This window comes from Cryobacterium cheniae (assembly GCF_004403395.1).
Taxonomy (GTDB): Bacteria; Actinomycetota; Actinomycetes; order Actinomycetales; family Microbacteriaceae; genus Cryobacterium; species Cryobacterium cheniae.
The window spans coordinates 1-15,784 of sequence record NZ_SOGN01000014.1 but is presented as its reverse complement, the minus strand read 5'-3'; the positions used below and the strand labels follow the sequence as shown (position 1 = coordinate 15,784).

General features: G+C 68.8%; 19 protein-coding genes and 1 pseudogene. 17 read left to right on the top strand and 3 right to left on the bottom strand.

The window, feature by feature from the left end; all coding sequences use genetic code 11:
* A partial coding sequence (locus tag E3T23_RS02080) for a C40 family peptidase (RefSeq protein WP_134368757.1) occupies positions 1-494 on the top strand: 494 nt, incomplete at its 5' end.
* A gap of 131 nt (positions 495-625) precedes the next feature.
* On the opposite strand, the gene E3T23_RS02075 is transcribed toward E3T23_RS02080, so the two are convergent.
* Positions 626-1,117: an inorganic diphosphatase gene (locus E3T23_RS02075; RefSeq protein WP_134368756.1), complete on the bottom strand. Its 492-nt coding sequence runs from the start codon at positions 1,115-1,117 to the stop codon at positions 626-628.
* Between the two features lie 45 nt (positions 1,118-1,162).
* Between E3T23_RS02075 and tilS the strand changes: the two genes are divergently transcribed.
* The 16 genes from tilS (at position 1,163) to cls (ending at position 14,944) form a co-directional block, all read left to right on the top strand.
* Complete coding sequence (gene tilS, locus E3T23_RS02070; protein ID WP_134368755.1) at positions 1,163-2,221, top strand: tRNA lysidine(34) synthetase TilS; 1,059 nt, start codon at positions 1,163-1,165, stop codon at positions 2,219-2,221.
* Complete coding sequence (hpt, locus tag E3T23_RS02065) at positions 2,202-2,753, top strand: hypoxanthine phosphoribosyltransferase (RefSeq protein WP_134368754.1); 552 nt, start codon at positions 2,202-2,204, stop codon at positions 2,751-2,753. Before tilS ends, hpt begins: the two co-directional genes overlap by 20 nt.
* Positions 2,754-2,819: 66 nt before the next feature.
* Positions 2,820-4,829 carry an ATP-dependent zinc metalloprotease FtsH gene (ftsH, locus tag E3T23_RS02060; protein ID WP_134368753.1) on the top strand — a complete coding sequence of 670 codons (2,010 nt, stop codon included), beginning with the start codon at positions 2,820-2,822 and terminating at the stop codon, positions 4,827-4,829.
* 6 nt (positions 4,830-4,835) lie between these two features.
* Positions 4,836-5,405, top strand: coding sequence for a GTP cyclohydrolase I FolE (folE, locus tag E3T23_RS02055; RefSeq protein WP_134368752.1), 570 nt, complete (start codon positions 4,836-4,838; stop codon positions 5,403-5,405).
* Between the two features lie 20 nt (positions 5,406-5,425).
* The gene (gene folP / locus E3T23_RS02050) at positions 5,426-6,220 is read left to right on the top strand and encodes a dihydropteroate synthase (RefSeq protein ID WP_134368758.1); all 795 of its coding nucleotides are present in this window, start codon (positions 5,426-5,428) and stop codon (positions 6,218-6,220) included.
* Positions 6,217-6,582, top strand: a complete 366-nt coding sequence (gene folB / locus E3T23_RS02045) for a dihydroneopterin aldolase (RefSeq protein WP_134368751.1) — start codon at positions 6,217-6,219, stop codon at positions 6,580-6,582. Before folP ends, folB begins: the two co-directional genes overlap by 4 nt.
* Complete coding sequence (gene folK, locus E3T23_RS02040) at positions 6,579-7,109, top strand: 2-amino-4-hydroxy-6-hydroxymethyldihydropteridine diphosphokinase (RefSeq protein ID WP_134368750.1); 531 nt, start codon at positions 6,579-6,581, stop codon at positions 7,107-7,109. Before folB ends, folK begins: the two co-directional genes overlap by 4 nt.
* On the top strand, positions 7,106-7,576 hold the full coding sequence (locus E3T23_RS02035; RefSeq protein ID WP_134368749.1) for a DUF3180 domain-containing protein: 471 nt from the start codon (positions 7,106-7,108) through the stop codon (positions 7,574-7,576). The genes folK and E3T23_RS02035 overlap by 4 nt, the downstream gene beginning before the upstream one ends.
* Positions 7,539-8,066, top strand: coding sequence for a PH domain-containing protein (locus E3T23_RS02030; protein WP_134368748.1), 528 nt, complete (start codon positions 7,539-7,541; stop codon positions 8,064-8,066). The genes E3T23_RS02035 and E3T23_RS02030 overlap by 38 nt, the downstream gene beginning before the upstream one ends.
* Positions 8,063-9,754 (top strand): PH domain-containing protein, encoded by a 1,692-nt coding sequence (locus tag E3T23_RS15855; protein WP_134368747.1) that lies wholly within the window; start codon positions 8,063-8,065, stop codon positions 9,752-9,754. The genes E3T23_RS02030 and E3T23_RS15855 overlap by 4 nt, the downstream gene beginning before the upstream one ends.
* Positions 9,751-10,509, top strand: a complete 759-nt coding sequence (locus E3T23_RS02020; protein ID WP_134368746.1) for a Rossmann-like and DUF2520 domain-containing protein — start codon at positions 9,751-9,753, stop codon at positions 10,507-10,509. Before E3T23_RS15855 ends, E3T23_RS02020 begins: the two co-directional genes overlap by 4 nt.
* A gap of 32 nt (positions 10,510-10,541) precedes the next feature.
* On the top strand, positions 10,542-11,438 hold the full coding sequence (gene panC / locus E3T23_RS02015; RefSeq protein WP_420898293.1) for a pantoate--beta-alanine ligase: 897 nt from the start codon (positions 10,542-10,544) through the stop codon (positions 11,436-11,438).
* A 117-nt stretch (positions 11,439-11,555) separates the two neighbouring features.
* Positions 11,556-13,094, top strand: coding sequence for a lysine--tRNA ligase (gene lysS / locus E3T23_RS02010; protein WP_134368744.1), 1,539 nt, complete (start codon positions 11,556-11,558; stop codon positions 13,092-13,094).
* Positions 13,095-13,101: 7 nt separating this feature from the next.
* Positions 13,102-13,257 carry a hypothetical protein gene (locus tag E3T23_RS15090; protein ID WP_166806163.1) on the top strand — a complete coding sequence of 52 codons (156 nt, stop codon included), beginning with the start codon at positions 13,102-13,104 and terminating at the stop codon, positions 13,255-13,257.
* Positions 13,258-13,297: 40 nt separating this feature from the next.
* The gene (locus E3T23_RS15085; protein WP_166806162.1) at positions 13,298-13,474 is read left to right on the top strand and encodes a hypothetical protein; all 177 of its coding nucleotides are present in this window, start codon (positions 13,298-13,300) and stop codon (positions 13,472-13,474) included.
* A 6-nt stretch (positions 13,475-13,480) separates the two neighbouring features.
* A complete protein-coding gene (gene cls, locus E3T23_RS02005) occupies positions 13,481-14,944 on the top strand; it encodes a cardiolipin synthase (RefSeq protein WP_134368743.1) in 1,464 nt (487 codons plus the stop codon).
* Positions 14,945-15,016: 72 nt separating this feature from the next.
* Here the strand turns inward: cls and E3T23_RS02000 are convergent, their stop codons facing one another.
* Entirely contained in the window at positions 15,017-15,301 is a 285-nt protein-coding gene (locus E3T23_RS02000; protein ID WP_338145439.1) for an HNH endonuclease, read from the bottom strand.
* 133 nt (positions 15,302-15,434) lie between these two features.
* A pseudogene (locus tag E3T23_RS15935) lies at positions 15,435-15,784 on the bottom strand (DUF222 domain-containing protein); the annotation flags it as partial.

Below are 15,784 nucleotides of genomic sequence, written 5' to 3'. Positions count from 1 at the left end.
CACCGGCTCCGGCGCCCAGGCCCGCGGCTCCGGCTCCGGCTCCGGCTCCGGCACCGGCACCGGCGCCCAGGCCCGCGGCTCCGGCACCGGCACCAGCCCCGGCGCCAGCACCGCGCGCAGGAGCGGTCGACACGGCACTGTCATTCGCCACCCAGCAGCTCGGCGACCGCTACGTGCTGGGCGGCTCCGGGCCCAACGTCTGGGACTGCTCCGGGTTGACGAAGGCCTCCTACGCGGCGGCGGGCATCTACATCGGCTCGCACTCGGCGACCAACCAGTACCGCACCATGGCCAACCAAGGCCGCCTGGTGCCCTTCAGCCAGGTGCAGCGCGGCGACCTCGTCTTCTGGGGCGGCAGCGGTGACTATTATCACGTGGCGCTCTATGTGGGCGGCGGCAAGATCCTCGAGGCCCCGAACCCGTCCGCGCCCGTCCGCATCCACAGCATCTGGTCCGCCGGCGACGTGGCCCCCTACGTGGGTCGACCCGGCTGATCCAACCGATCCGGTTGATCCGGCCGGCCACCATCGCCGAACTGTGAGAAAAGCCCCTTCCCGGACTCCGGGAAGGGGCTTTTCTCACAGTTCGGCGAGACGAATCGCGCCGGATTCGCTGGGTGCGGGGGCTAGTGGCCCTCTTCCGCCAGCTTCGTGATTCCGTCGCGCACGATCTGGTCGGCCTCCGCGGCGTCGCCCCAGCCCTCGGTCTTGACCCATTTGCCGGGTTCGAGGTCCTTGTAGTGCTCGAAGAAGTGCTCGATTTCCTTGCGGGTGTACTCCGGGATGTCCGTGACGTCCTGGATGTAGTCCCAGCGCGGGTCGCCGGCGGGAACCGCGATGACCTTCGCGTCCGAGCCGCCGTCATCCGTCATATTGAACACGCCGACCGGGCGAACCGACACGCCGACCCCCGGGAACAGGGGGAACTCGATCAGGACCAGCACGTCGACCGGGTCGCCGTCCAGTCCGAGGGTGTTTTCGAAGAAGCCGTAGTCGGTCGGGTACACGAAGCTCGTGTAAAGAACCCGGTCCAGATACACCCGACCGGTCTCGTGATCGACTTCGTACTTGTTGCGGCTCCCGCGAGGGATTTCAATTACTGCGTCGTATGCGGCCATGGCCTGGTCTCTCCCTTGTTCACAGTCTGTCGATAACGTTACTGGATGGAGTCCACACGCCGCCCGAGGCTGACCCCGGCGATCGCCGAGGTGCGCCGCCATGTGCGCACCCTGCTCGCCGAGGCCGGGCCGGTCCCAGGCGGCGCCCTGGTGTTGGTCGGCCTCAGCGGGGGAGCCGACTCGCTCGCCCTCGCCGCGGCCGCCGCATTCGAGGCGCCGCGCGCGGGGCTCCGCGCCGGGGCGGTCATCGTCGACCACGCCCTCCAGGCCGGCTCGGCGGGCGTCGCGGCCGAGGCGGCCCGGCAGGCACAGGAATTGGGCCTCGAACCGGTGCTCGTGCTCCGGGTCACGGTCGATCACGGCACAGATGCCGGTGGTCCGGAGGCCTCCGCCCGCACCGCCCGGTACGCGGCCTTCGCCGAGGCACTCCGGGAGACCAGCGCGAGCCACATCCTGCTCGGGCACACCCTCGACGACCAGGCGGAGACCGTTCTGCTCGGCCTCGCCCGAGGATCGGGTCCCACGAGCCTGCAGGGAATGAAACCGGTCTCCGGGCCGATCCTGCGGCCGCTGCTCGGCATCCGTCGCGCCCGGACCCGGCAGTTCTGCGTGGACGCCGGCCTGCACCCCTGGCAGGACCCGCACAACGACGACCCGCGCTACACGCGGGTGCGGGTGCGCCAGACCGCGCTGCCGGCGCTCGAACGGGAGCTGGGCCCCGGCGTGGCCGAGGCGCTCGCGCGCACGGCCGAGCAGCTGCGTGAGGACTCGAGCGCCCTCGACGACCTGGCCCGCGCGCTGAGCGAGCAGCTGAGCGAACCGGCCGATCACGGGATCCGCCTGGACGCGGGCCGGCTCGAGTCGAATCCGCCTGCAGTGCGCCAACGGATCATCCGGTTCGCGGTCGAACGGGCGTTCGGCGTCTCCCTGGAGCGCGTGCATACGCTCGCGGTGCTGCGCCTGGTGACCGACTGGCACGGGCAGAAGCCGCTCGACCTGCCAAGCGTTAGAGTTGTACGGCAGGACGGCTGGCTGATTATCACCGTGCCTGGACACGCCCCGAGCAAAGGACCCTCCCGCTCCCATGGAACCCCGCGACATTGAAGGCGACCTCACCGAGATTCTGATCGAGGAGGATCAGATCCGCACCCGGCTCGCCGAGCTGTGCCGCCTGATCGAGGCAGACTACGCCGGCAAGGACCTGCTGCTGGTCGGCGTGCTCAAGGGCGCGGTCATGGTCATGGCCGATCTGGCGCGCGAACTGGTGCACCCGATCACGATGGACTGGATGGCGGTCAGCTCCTACGGGTCCGGAACGCAGTCGAGCGGCGTCGTGCGCATCCTGAAGGACCTCGACACCGACCTGCTCGGCCGCAACGTGCTCATCGTCGAGGACATCATCGACTCCGGCCTGACCCTGTCGTGGCTGCTCTCCAACCTGAAGTCGCGCGGACCGGAATCGGTCGAGATCTGCGCCCTGTTGCGCAAGCCGGATGCCGCACGCGTCGACATCGACGTGAAGTACCTCGGTTTCGACATCCCGAACCAGTTCGTCGTCGGTTACGGCCTGGACTTCGACGAGCGCTACCGCAATCTGCGCTCCGTCGGCGTTCTTGCTCCCCACATCTACAGCTGAGCTCGGTAGCGCTTTGGGCGAACACACGGTCTTCCTCCAGCGGCGTCACGGTAGCCTGTCACCACGATGAACGTCAAGAAGCTACTGCGCGGGCCGCTCCTCTACATTCTCCTGGCGATTGTTGCCGTCTGGATAGGGTCGAGTCTCATTACCATGTCCGGATTCAAGGAGATTCCCACCCAACAGGGGCTGGAGCTCCTGAAAGACGGAAAGGTCTCCGAGGCCAAAATCGTCGACGTCGAGCAACGCGTCGACCTGACCCTGACCAAAGCGGATAAGGAACTCGGTACAGAGGTTCAGTTCTACTACGTCGCCCCGCGCGGTGAAGAGGTCATCACGGCCGTCACCGACGCCGACCCCGCTGACGGCTTCACCGACGAGGTGCCGAAGTCGAGCTGGTTCCTGTCTCTGCTCGGCATCATGCTGCCCCTACTCCTGATCGGTGCGTTCTTCTGGTTCATGCTCGCCGGCATGCAGGGCGGCGGCAACAAGGTCATGCAGTTCGGCAAGTCCAAAGCCAAGCTCGTGTCCAAGGAGAGCCCCCAGGTGACGTTCGCGGATGTCGCGGGCGCCGACGAGGCCATCGAGGAGCTTCACGAGATCAAGGAATTCCTCAAGGAGCCGGCAAAGTTCCAGGCCGTCGGGGCGCGCATCCCGAAGGGCGTGCTGCTGTACGGCCCTCCCGGAACCGGCAAGACGCTCCTCGCCCGAGCCGTCGCCGGCGAGGCCAATGTGCCGTTCTACGCGATCTCCGGATCCGACTTCGTGGAGATGTTCGTGGGCGTCGGCGCGAGCCGCGTGCGCGACCTGTTCCAGCAGGCCAAGGAAAACGCCCCGGCCATCATCTTCATCGATGAGATCGACGCCGTCGGACGCCACCGCGGTGCCGGAATGGGCGGCGGGCACGACGAGCGCGAGCAGACCCTCAACCAGCTGCTGGTCGAGATGGACGGCTTCGACGTGAAAGCGAACGTCATCCTGATCGCAGCCACCAACCGGCCCGACATCCTCGACCCCGCGCTGCTGCGGCCCGGTCGCTTCGACCGCCAGATCGGCGTGGACGCGCCCGACATGCTCGGACGCAAGCGCATCCTCGAGGTGCACGCCAAAGGCAAGCCGATGGCGCCCGGCGTCGACCTCGAGGTTCTGGCGCGCAAGACGCCCGGCTTCACCGGCGCCGACCTGGCCAACGTGCTCAACGAGGCCGCGCTGCTCACCGCGCGCTCCAACGCGCAGCTGATCGACAACCGCGCCCTCGACGAGGCCGTCGACCGGGTGATGGCCGGTCCGCAGCGCCGCAGCCGAGTCATGCGCGACAAGGAGAAGCTGATCACCGCGTACCACGAGGGCGGCCACGCGCTCGTGGCGACCGCGATGCGCAACACCGACCCGGTCACCAAGATCACGATCCTGCCGCGTGGCCGCGCCCTCGGCTACACGATGGTCATGCCGGTCGAGGACCGCTACTCGGTGACGCGCAACGAACTGCTCGACCAGCTCGCCTACGCCATGGGCGGGCGGGTGGCCGAGGAGATCATCTTCCACGACCCCACCACCGGCGCCTCGAATGACATCGAGAAGGCCACCTCGACCGCCCGCAAGATGGTCACCGAATTCGGCATGAGCTCGGCCGTCGGCCCGCTCAAGCTCGGTCAGGGTTCCGGCGAGGTCTTCCTCGGCCGCGACATGGGCCACCAGCGGGATTACTCCGAGCGGGTCGCCGAAAGCGTCGACGCCGAGGTGCGCCAGCTTCTCGAAGACGCGCACGACGAGGCCTACGAGGTCCTGATCACGAACCGGGCCATCCTCGACGAACTGGCCGCCGCGCTGCTCGAGCACGAGACGCTCGACCAGCACGCCCTGGCCGACCTCTTCACGGGTGTCGTCCAGCTGCCGCCGCGGCCGCAGTGGCTGTCCAGCGACAAGCGTCCGGTCTCCGACCTGCCGCCGATCGCGATGCCGGCACCCAAGGCCTCGACCCCGAGCGGAGTCGTCGACGGCGACACCACCGGCGAGGCCGCGGCGAGCACGCCGGCCCGCACGCCGGCCCGCACCCCTCGCCCCGCCACCGCGTAGGCCGAGGTGGCAGTAGACAGGGCGCGGATCGAAGCCGCGGTCACCGAGATCCTCGCCGCAATCGGCGAGGATCCGGCCCGTCCGGGCCTCCAGGACACTCCGCGGCGGGTGGCCGAGACCTACGCCGAGTTCTTCGCCGGACTGCCGGTCGACCCGGTCGACCACCTGCGCGACACGATCCCGGTGGGCCCGCACACGGGCGAACTGGTGCTCCTGCGCGACATCGCCTTCCGCTCCGTCTGTGAACACCACCTGCTGCCCTTCCTCGGAGTCGCCCACCTCGCCTACGTGCCGAACGAGCGGGTCGTCGGGCTGGGCAAGCTGCCGGCGGTCGTCGACGCGATCGCCGCCCGACCCCAGATGCAGGAGCGCCTGACTGAGGAGATCGCCGAGGCCCTCCAGACCGGGTTGGCGCCGCTCGGGGTGCTGGTCGTGCTCGATGCCGTGCATGGCTGTGTGGCCGCCCGCGGCTCGCGCCAGACCGCCAGCTCGACCGTCACGATGGCCAGCCGCGGTTCCCTCGCCGAGCCCGCCATGCGCGCCGAGATCATGGCCCTGATCGGCTCCGGTCGGTGACCCGGCCGCGCACGCTGATCATGGGGGTGCTCAACGTCACGCCGGATTCCTTCAGCGATGGCGGTCGGTGGGCATCCACGGATGCCGCCGTCGCCCACGCGCTCGACCTGCGGTTGCAGGGAGCCGACCTGATCGACGTGGGCGGTGAGTCCACCCGCCCCGGTGCCGGCCGCGTCGCACCCGCGGAGGAGCAGTCCCGGGTGATCCCGGTGATCGCGGAGCTCGCCCGGCAGGGGCTGATGGTCAGCGTCGACACCCTCAACGCGAACACCGCAGTCGCCGCGGCCGCCGCCGGGGCGCAGATCATCAACGATGTCTCCGGTGGCCTGGCGGACCCGCGGATGGCATCCGTCGCCGCGCGGAGCGGACTGACTTATGTGGCGATGCACTGGCGAGCCCACGCTCCGAAGATGGACGACCTCGCCGTCTACGGCGACGTCGTCGCGGACGTGCGCGCCGAGCTGTCCGCGCGGGTCGACGCGCTCACCGCGGCCGGCCTGCGGCGGGAGAAAATCGTGCTGGACCCGGGGCTGGGCTTTTCGAAGCTGCCGCAGCACAACTGGCGCCTGCTGGCCCACCTGTCCGAGTTCGCCGACCTGGGGTTCCCGGTCATGGTGGGTGCCTCCCGCAAGCGGTTCCTCGCCGGTGTGCTCCCGGCCGACGCGGGCGTGCTGGAGCGCGATCTGCCGACCGCCGTGGTCAGCGTGCTGGCCGCGCAGGCCGGCGCCTGGGCGGTGCGCGTGCACGACGTCGCGGCGACCCGAGCCGCGCTGAATGTGCTGGCACTGGCGGATTCCGCCAGAATGGGACCATGACAAGTGACTCCATCACGCTCACCGGCCTGCGCGTCACTGCGCACCACGGCGTCTACGACTTCGAGCGGGAGAACGGCCAGGACTTCGTCATCGACGTCACGGTCTGGCTCGACCTGCAGCGCGCCGCCTCGAGCGACGATGTGACGCAGACCATCCACTACGGCGACCTCGCCGTGGAGGTGACGGATGCCGTCCGGCACAACCCGGTGGACCTGATCGAAACCGTCGCCGAGCGCATCGCCGCCGTGGTGCTCGCGCATGACGCCGCCGAGAAGGTGCAGGTGACGGTGCACAAGCCAGAGGCGCCGATCTCCGTTCCCTTCACGGATGTCGCCGTACAGATCGTGCGGACGCGGGCATGACCGCCGCGAACCGCCAGCCGGCGGTGCTCGCCCTCGGGAGCAACCTCGGCGACCGCCTGACCACCCTCACCGCGGCCATTTCCGCGCTGGAGCAGGTGCCCGGACTCGAGCTGACCGGAGTCTCTCCGGTTTACGAGTCCGCCGCAGTGAAGGTCGACGGCGTCGACGACGACGCGCCCCGTTATCTGAACCTGGTGGTCGGCATCCGCTACACCGGGGCCCCGCACGCCCTTCTCGACGCGGTGAACGCCATCGAGAACGACTACGGCCGGGTGCGGGTCGAGCGCTGGGGCGACCGCACCCTCGACATCGACATCATTGTGTTCGGCTCGGTCTCGCTGCACGACGAGCGTTTGAGTATCCCGCACCCGCGGGCCGCCGAGCGGGACTTCGTGCTGGCGCCCTGGCTGGACCTCGACCCGGAGGCCGTGATCCCGGGCCGCGGACCCGTGCGCACGCTTCTCGGAGCGATCGATGCCACCCTGACGCCGTACGCCGTCTTGCCGTCCGCGGGCGGCAACCGGTGAAACGCACCCAGCCCTCCGTGCTGATCGCCCTGGGCCTGGCCGGCCTGGTCGTCGCGTTCCTGCTCGAGACGGCCGCCGCGGCCGGCGGGTCCGCGATATTCCTGCCCCCGATCACGTTGCCGATCGCGCTGTTCGCCATCGGCGTCGCCGTCGTGGCGTTGGCCTGGCCGATCCGTCAGTCCACCCGTGGGGCGGTCCGGAAACACGTCAACCCGTTCCTGGCCATCCGGGTGGCGCTGCTGGCGAAGGCGTCGGCGCTGAGCGGGTCGCTGCTGCTCGGCGGCGGGCTGGGAATCGGGCTCTACATCCTGACCCGGTCGGTCGTACCGACGGTAACATCGTTATGGCCCGCAATCGGGACGGCGGTGGGCGCTGCGATCCTCCTGACCCTGGGGCTCGTCGCCGAGCATTTCTGCACGCTTCCCCCCGATGGCGACGATCAAGAGCAGGGAGAAGTGCGTGGCTGAGCCAGCCGAGCGACTGGACCTCCCCGACGTGGGCGAGTGGAAGCGCGTCTCGCCGCGCTACGTGGTGGTGGAAACGGTCGGCACCGTCGTCTTCGGACTGGTGCTCGCGGCTGCGGCCGCAGCGGTGTGGTTTCTCTTCGACGTGCAGTGGGCGCTCTACCTGATCGGCGCCATCGTTTTGATCACCGGTACCACCGTCGCCTTCGAGCCACGCCGGGTGCGGGCCATCGGCTACCAGTTGCGGCGCGACGACCTGCTCTTCCGCCGCGGCATCCTCTTCACCAGGTTCGTTTCCGTTCCCTACGGGCGGATGCAGCTGGTCGACATCACCCGCGGCCCCATCGCGCGCTGGCTCGGTCTGGCCGACCTCAAATTCGTGACCGCGGCCGCCTCGTCGGGGGTACTCATCCCCGGACTCACGGGCGCCGACGCGGAGAGCCTGCGCGACCGTCTCGTGGAGCTGGCCGAGAGTCGCCGGGCCGGACTGTGACCACGCTCGCCGACGGGGAATGGCACCGGCTGCATCCGGCCAGCCCCCTGCTGCGCGGCGGCATCTTCATCGTCGCGGTGCTGGGTTTCATCATCGCCAACCTGCGCGAACGACTGATCGACGTTTTCTTCGGCGTGCCGCGCTACGGCGGGGACCCGATCGACGCGATCCTCGAGCGCGGTGCCGTCGGCTGGGCCCTGCTCGTGGTCGCGGTCGTGCTCCTGCTGATCCTGGCGGTCTTCTACCTGTCCTGGCGGATGCACACCTTCCGGGTCACCGGGGAGGTCGTCGAGGTGCGCAGCGGAATGCTCTTCCGCAGCAACCGCCGGGCCCGCCTCGATCGCATCCAGGGTGTCAACATCGTGCGCCCGTTCATCCCGCGCCTGATCGGCGCCGCGAAACTGGAGGTCAGCGTGGCCGGCCAGGACGCCAACGTGCAACTGGCCTACCTGGGGTCGGCCCCGGCCGACCAGCTGCGCCGCGACATCCTTCGCCTCGCGTCCGGGCTGCGGCAGCAGGCCGTTGCCGTTGCGGATGCCGCGCTCGCTCCCACCCTCGGCCTCGCTCCCGAGGCCGTCCGCTCTCCCGGCACCGCCACGACTCCCGGCATCGCAGCCTCTCCCGGCACCGCCATGTCTCCCGGCACCGCCGCCGTTCCCTTCACCGTCGCCGACCGGGCCCGGGACTTCTTCGCACCCGAGCTCGACCCCGACGCGGCGCCGCCGGAATCGGTGGTGCGGATTCCGCCCGGACGGCTGATCGGATCCGTCGTGTTCAGCGGCTTCACGGTCTTCGTCGTGCTCGCCGGAATCGCCCTGCTCATCAGCGTGACCGCCGGCGGCAGCGACTGGCTGCTCGTGGCCTTCATCCCCACCCTGATCGCGAGCGTCAGCTTCTACTTCACCCGCGTCACCAAGTCGCTGCGCTACAGCATCGCCGGCACCCCCGACGGTGTGAGGGTCGGCTTCGGGCTGCTCACCACCAGCAACGAGACCCTGCCGCCGGGCCGGATCCACGCGATCGGCGTCTCGCAGCCGCTGCTCTGGCGCCCGTTCGGCTGGTGGCAGGTGCGCATCAATACGGCCGGCCACTCCACTACCAAGGGGGCCGCCGGAGAGGCCAACACCACCACCCTCCCGGTCGGCACGCTCGCCGACGTCGCCCGGGTGCTCGAGCTGATCCTGCCCGGGTTCGACTCGGGGGAGCAGCAGGCCCTGATCGAACGGGGCCTGCGTTCGAAGGGCGGCGACGACGGCTTCACGAACGCGCCGCGCCGGGCGGCCTGGTTGCATCCGTTCTCGTGGCGCCGTACCGGCTACACCGTCTCGGACGGCATCGCCCTGCTCCGCCGCGGCGTGATTTCGCGGGAGCTGATGCTGATTCCGCTGGCCCGATTGCAGAGTGTCACCATCTCGCAGGGCCCCGTGACCCGGATGCTGCGCCTCGCGTCCGCTCGGCTGCACACCGTCGCCGGGCCGGTGTCTGCCTATCTCGGGGTGGTGGACGTCGCCGAGGCCCCAATCTTCTTCGATCGGATCGCCTCCGGCGCCATCTCGTCGGCCCAGGCGGACACCAGCCACCACTGGAACCAACCGGGCTGGAACCAACCGGACCGGAACCAACCGAACCGGAACCAACCGAACCGGAACCAACCGAACCGGAACCAACCGAACGGAGTCACCGAATGACGCAGCGTCCCGGACGCCTCGGAATCGGCATCATCGGTGCCGGCCGGGTCGGACCCATCCTCGGCGCCGCCCTCGCCGGGGCAGGCCATGCGATCGTCGGCATCTCCGCCATCTCGCAGTCCAGCCGCGACCGGGCCGAAGCGATTCTGCCGGGCGCGCCCATCCTCACCGTTCCCGAGATCGTCGAGCGCAGCGAACTGGTGATCATCGCCGTGCCCGATGCCCAGCTGGAGAGCCTCGTCAGCGGGCTCGCGGCCACCGGAACCTGGCAGGCGGGCCAGCTCGTGCTGCACACCTCCGCCCGATACGGCACCGCGGTACTGGCCCCGGCGCAGGCCGGCGGTGCGATCCCGCTGGCCATCCACCCGGCCATGAGCTTCACCGGCACCAGCATCGACCTGGCCCGCCTCGCCGACAGCTACTTCGCGGTGACGGCGCCCACGCCGGTGCTCCCGATCGGGCAGGCGCTGGTCGTGGAGATGGGCGGCGAGCCCGTGATCGTCGCGGACGCCGACCGGGCCGCCTACGCCGAGGCCGTCGAGACCGCCACGGCGTTCTCCACCTCGATCGTGGAACAGGCCACCGGGCTGCTGTCCGGCATCGGCATCGAACACCCCGGGGCGGTGATCGCGCCGCTGATGCGCTCCGCCCTGGAGAACGCGCTGGCCCGCACCAGCCCCGACCGCCTCGACCTGTCCCAACTCGACGCGCTTGAGGCGCTCGAGCCCAGCGACCAGGACGATTTCGACGAATGAAACAACCGCAACACACCGGAGGACGAGTGAACGTGCTCACCAAACCAGAAGTCATCGGCACCATCGAGGAACTGCGCAGCCGCCTCGCCGATGCGCAGAAGCGCATCGAGTGCGAACGCGCCGAGCGCGGCGAGGCCGGCGGTCCACCCCGCATCGTGCTGGTCCCGACCATGGGGGCCCTGCATGCCGGTCACCTGACCCTGGTTCGCCGGGCGCGCAGCATCGGCGACATCGTCGTGGTGTCGATCTTCGTCAACCCGCTGCAATTCGGTGTCGGGGAAGACCTCGGCAGCTATCCGCGCACCCTCGAGGCCGATGTCGCGGCTCTGGCCGAGGAGGGCGTGCCGTTCGTGTTCGCGCCGACCAGCCAGGTGATCTACCCGGACGGCGCCGCTTCCACCCGGGTGACCGCCGGCGCCGTCGGCAGCCTCTTCGAGGGCGCGGCGCGCCCCGGACACTTCGACGGCATGCTGACGGTGGTCGCGAAGCTGTTCAACATCGTCGGACCCGACGTGGCCGTGTTCGGGCAGAAAGACGCGCAGCAGGTCTTCCTGGTCGAACGGATGCTGGCCGACCTCAACTTCAGGCCCGCCATCGAGGTCGTCCCGATCGTGCGCGAAGACGGCGGACTCGCCCTCTCCAGCCGCAATCTCGCTCTCGAACCGGTGCAGCGCGCCGCCGCCCGGGCGCTGTCCGCGGGGCTCGAGGCCGCCGCATCCGTCGCCGCCCAGGGGGCCCAGGTCGCACTGCAGGCCGCCCACGCGCGGATCGACGCCCAGCCGCTGGTTAAACTGGACTATCTCGTTGTCGTCGACCCCCAGACCTTCCTTCCGGTCGGGGACGAGCATCACGGCCCGGCCCGCATGCTGGTCGCCGCGCTGGTCGGTCACACCCGGCTGATCGACAACGTGGCCCTGGACCTTCCCTAGGCCGCAGCACCAGCCCGACAGTCACCAACCCGACCTTTCATCAACACGTCGTCACATTTATGAGCACGCGCGGGAGCGCCGGGCACCGCCCGGCCGCCACGCGCCACGGAGAACCGCATGAGCGAGCAGCAGAAACCAGCACCGACCGAGGCCGAGATCCTGGCCGCCGCGGCGGCGGAGGCCGAGACGAACGAGCAGAAGGTCGTGCGCCTGGCCAAGCGTGACCGGCTGAACGCCGCCGCGACCAGCCCCGCCGGCGGCGCCTACCCGGTGTCCGTGCCCGTCACCGACACGATCCCCGCCGTTCGCGCGCAGTTCGGATACCTCGAAGCGGATGCCGTCACCGGCGTCACCGTCGGTCTCGCCGGCCGCGTCGTGCACCTGCGCAACACCGGCAAGCTCTGCTTCGCCAGCCTGCAGTCCGGCGACGGCAGCCGCATCCAGGCCATGATCTCCCTGGGTGAGGTGGGAGAGGAGTCCCTCGCCGACTGGAAGGACCTCGTCGACCTCGGCGACCACCTCTTTGTCTCCGGCGAGGTCATCTCCTCCCGGCGCGGCGAGCTCTCCGTGATGGCGAGAGAGTGGCAGGTCGCCGCGAAGGCGCTGCTGCCGCTGCCGAACCTGCACACCGAGCTCAGCGAGGAGACCCGCGTGCGCAGCCGGTACCTCGACCTCATCGCCCGTGAGCAGGCCCGCCGCAGTGTGATCCAACGCTCGCAGACCGTGGCGAGTCTGCGCCGCACCTTCACGGAGCGCAATTTCATCGAGATCGAGACGCCGATGCTGCAGGTCATGCACGGCGGCGCATCCGCTCGCCCGTTCACCACGCACAGCAACGCGTTCGACACCGACCTCTACCTGCGGATCGCCCCGGAACTGTTCCTCAAGCGCGCCGTGGTCGGCGGCATCGACCGGGTCTACGAGATCAACCGCAATTTCCGCAACGAGGGCGCCGACTCCACCCACTCGCCCGAGTTCGCCATGCTGGAGGCCTATGAGGCCTACGGCGATTACAACTCGATCGCCGACCTCACCCAGACCCTCATTCAGGATGCCGCGCTCGCCATTGCCGGCTCGCACGTGGTGACCTGGGCCGACGGCACCGAATTCGACCTGGGCGGCGACTGGGACCGGATCGGCATGTACGACAGCCTGTCCGCGGCCGTCGGCTACGAGATCTCGCCGGCCACGCCGCTCGCCGAGCTGAAGGTGCTCGCCGACAGGGAGGGCCTCGACATCGACCACCCCATCCACGGCAAATACGTCGAGGAGCTGTGGGAGCACTTCGTCAAGGGCGGCCTGACCCGCCCCACGTTCGTGATGGACTTCCCGATCGACACCAGCCCACTCGTGCGCGGCCACCGCAGCGTGTCCGGTGTCGTCGAGAAGTGGGACCTGTATGTGCGCGGCTTCGAGCTGGCCACCGGCTACTCCGAGCTGGTCGACCCGGTCGTGCAGCGCGAGCGTTTTGTCGAGCAGGCGCGCCTCGCCGCCGGCGGCGACCCTGAGGCCATGCGCCTCGACGAGGAATTCCTGCGGGCCCTCGAATACGGCATGCCGCCCACCGGCGGCATGGGCATGGGCATCGACCGCCTGCTGATGGCGCTGTCCGGGCTCGGAATCCGGGAGACCATCCTGTTCCCGCTGGTGAAATAATCCGTCTATGAGCTCTGAACCTCCCGGCGAACCCCCGCCCGGCGAACCGGCGCCGCGAGCCCGCCGACGTCCGTCCCTGCTCGAGCTGTCGATCTGGGTCGGCGTCGCGGGAACGGGGATCTACGCCATCGGCACCGGCATCGCTGGGATGCTGAACAAGTAGCGCCGCCTGCCCGCCGTTTTCCCGTATCGTTGGAGTCATCATGGACAATTTCTGGGTCAGCGCTTTCTGGTCGCTCCTGCCCACCGTCGCGATCGGGCTCATCTTCTGGTTTGTGATGCGCTCCATCCTGCGGTCCGATCGCACGGAGCGAAAGGTCTACGCCAGGATCGAGGCGGAAGAGCGCGCCAAGCTCGGGCTCGACAAACCGGTCACCTAGCACCGGATGTTCGGCATCGACATCTCGACCATCATCCTGGTGATCGCCCTGGTGGTTGATTTCGCCATCCGTGTGGTGGCGATCATCGTCGTTCCTCGCAACCGCCGGCCGACGTCGGGCATGGCGTGGCTGCTCACCATTTTCTTCCTGCCCTACATCGGGGCTTTGCTCTTCCTGATGATCGGCTATCGCACACTGCCGAAGAAGCGGCTGGAGATGCAGGAGGAGATCAACCAGTTCATCCTCGACAGCACCGAGGGCATCGAACAGGTGCGCCGCGACCACCCCTGGCCGCTCTGGCTCGAGTCCGTCGTCGAACTCAACCGCAATCTAGGGTCGATGCCGCTGGTCGGCGGCAACAAGGCTCGGCTGCTCGGCGACTATGAGAGCACGTTCGCCGAGATGGTGACCGATATCGACCGGGCCCGCAACTTCGTGCACGTCGAGTTCTACATCTTCTCGCTGGACCCGACCACCGCTCCGCTGTTCGATGCCCTCGAGAACGCCGTCAAGCGCGGCGTCACGGTGCGTGTGCTGATGGACCACATCCAGTCGATGCGCAAGCCCGGCTACCGCGAGACACTGCGCCGGCTCACCGACTCCGGCGTCAAATGGGAGTTGCTGCTGCCGTTGCAGCCGCTCAAAGGCAAATGGCAGCGGCCGGACCTGCGCAACCACCGCAAGGTCCTGGTGATCGACGGCACGGTCGGCTACATGGGGTCGCAGAACGTCATCGACCGGTCCTACAACATACCCAAAAACATCCGTCGCGGCCTGAAATGGAAAGACCTGATGACGCGCGTCGAGGGGCCGATCGTGTCGGGCCTCAATGCGATCTTCATCACCGACTGGTACAGCGAGACCGACGACCTGCTCACCCGGGACATCCAGCCGGTTCAGACCGACATCGTGCCGCACTCCCTGGACTGCCAGATCGTGCCCAGCGGGCCCGGCTTCGAGGGTGAGAACAACCTGCGCCTGTTTCTCGCGCTGCTCTACTACGCGCAGGAGCGCATCATCATCACGAGTCCGTACTTCGTGCCGGACGAGTCGATCATGTACGCCATCACGACGGCCACCCAGCGGGGGCTGCGGGTGGAGTTGTTCGTCTCCGAGATCGGCGATCAGGCCCTCGTCTACCACGCGCAGCGCTCCTACTACGAGGAACTACTGCGGGCGGGCGTGAAGATCTACCTGTACAAGGCGCCCTACGTGCTGCACGCCAAGCACTTCACCATCGACGACGAGGTGGCCGTGATCGGGTCGAGCAATATGGACATGCGCTCATTCAGCCTCAACTTCGAGGTGTCGATGATGGTGCGCGGCCGCTCCTTCGTGCAGCAGCTGCGGGTGGTCGAAGATGGTTACCGGGAAGACAGCCGCGAACTCACGCTCGAGGAGTGGATGAAGCAGCCGCTGCGCTCCACGGTGCTCGACAACCTCGCCCGGCTGACCTCCGCGGTGCAGTAGCACCGCCCCAATCCCACCCAGGTTCCCGCGACGTTGGACGAGCCTGTCGAGACCCGAGACCCGAGACCCGAGTCACTCGTCGTCCCTGACAATATTCTTCCGTTCGACCGCGTCTGTCATTCGGGTGCGGGATTTGGTGACGGTGCGCCACTTGCGGGCGCCGGTTTCGAGCCAGGGTGGTGCCATGATCTGCGCGGCCCCCCGCATCATGCGGATGGCCCAGCCTGACGCGGCAAGGTAGCGGTGGTGCCACCAGCAGAGGCAGACGCCGTTGTCGGTGTGGGTTCGGCCGCCCTGGGCGTGGGGGATGACGTGGTGGATTTCGGTCATCCCGGCGGGGATTTTGCAGCCTGCGATGATGCAGGTGCCGTCGCGGAGTTGAATCGCCCGCCGCTGTGCGGGGGTGAAGCAGCGTTCGGGTGAGCCGNCAGCGTTCGGGTGAGCCGAGGGCGATGATGCGGCCTTCGGCGTTGATCACGACTTTCTGCTGTCCGCCGTTGCTGATCAGGTCTTTGACGGCGCTGATCGCGATCGGGGCCTCGACGCCGTCGATCCAGCCGATGCCGCGGCCCTGGCCGAAGTCCGCGTTGAGGTCTTGTTCCCGCACGCTGATCAGGACCGTGGCGGGGGCGCCGCCGATGGTCGGGGCCTCGCCGGCGCGGGAGGCGACGTCGAGGATCACCGCGAGGACGTCGTGGCGGCGCTGGTCGGGGGTGCGGTCGTCTCGTTCGAGCAGCGCCCGTTCGCGGGCTGATTCACGGTCGCCGGCGGCGTCGTCTTCGGTGTGGAAGGCGACCGGGGCGCTCTTCGGTGAGAGGTATGCGTCGAAGAGGCGGCGGA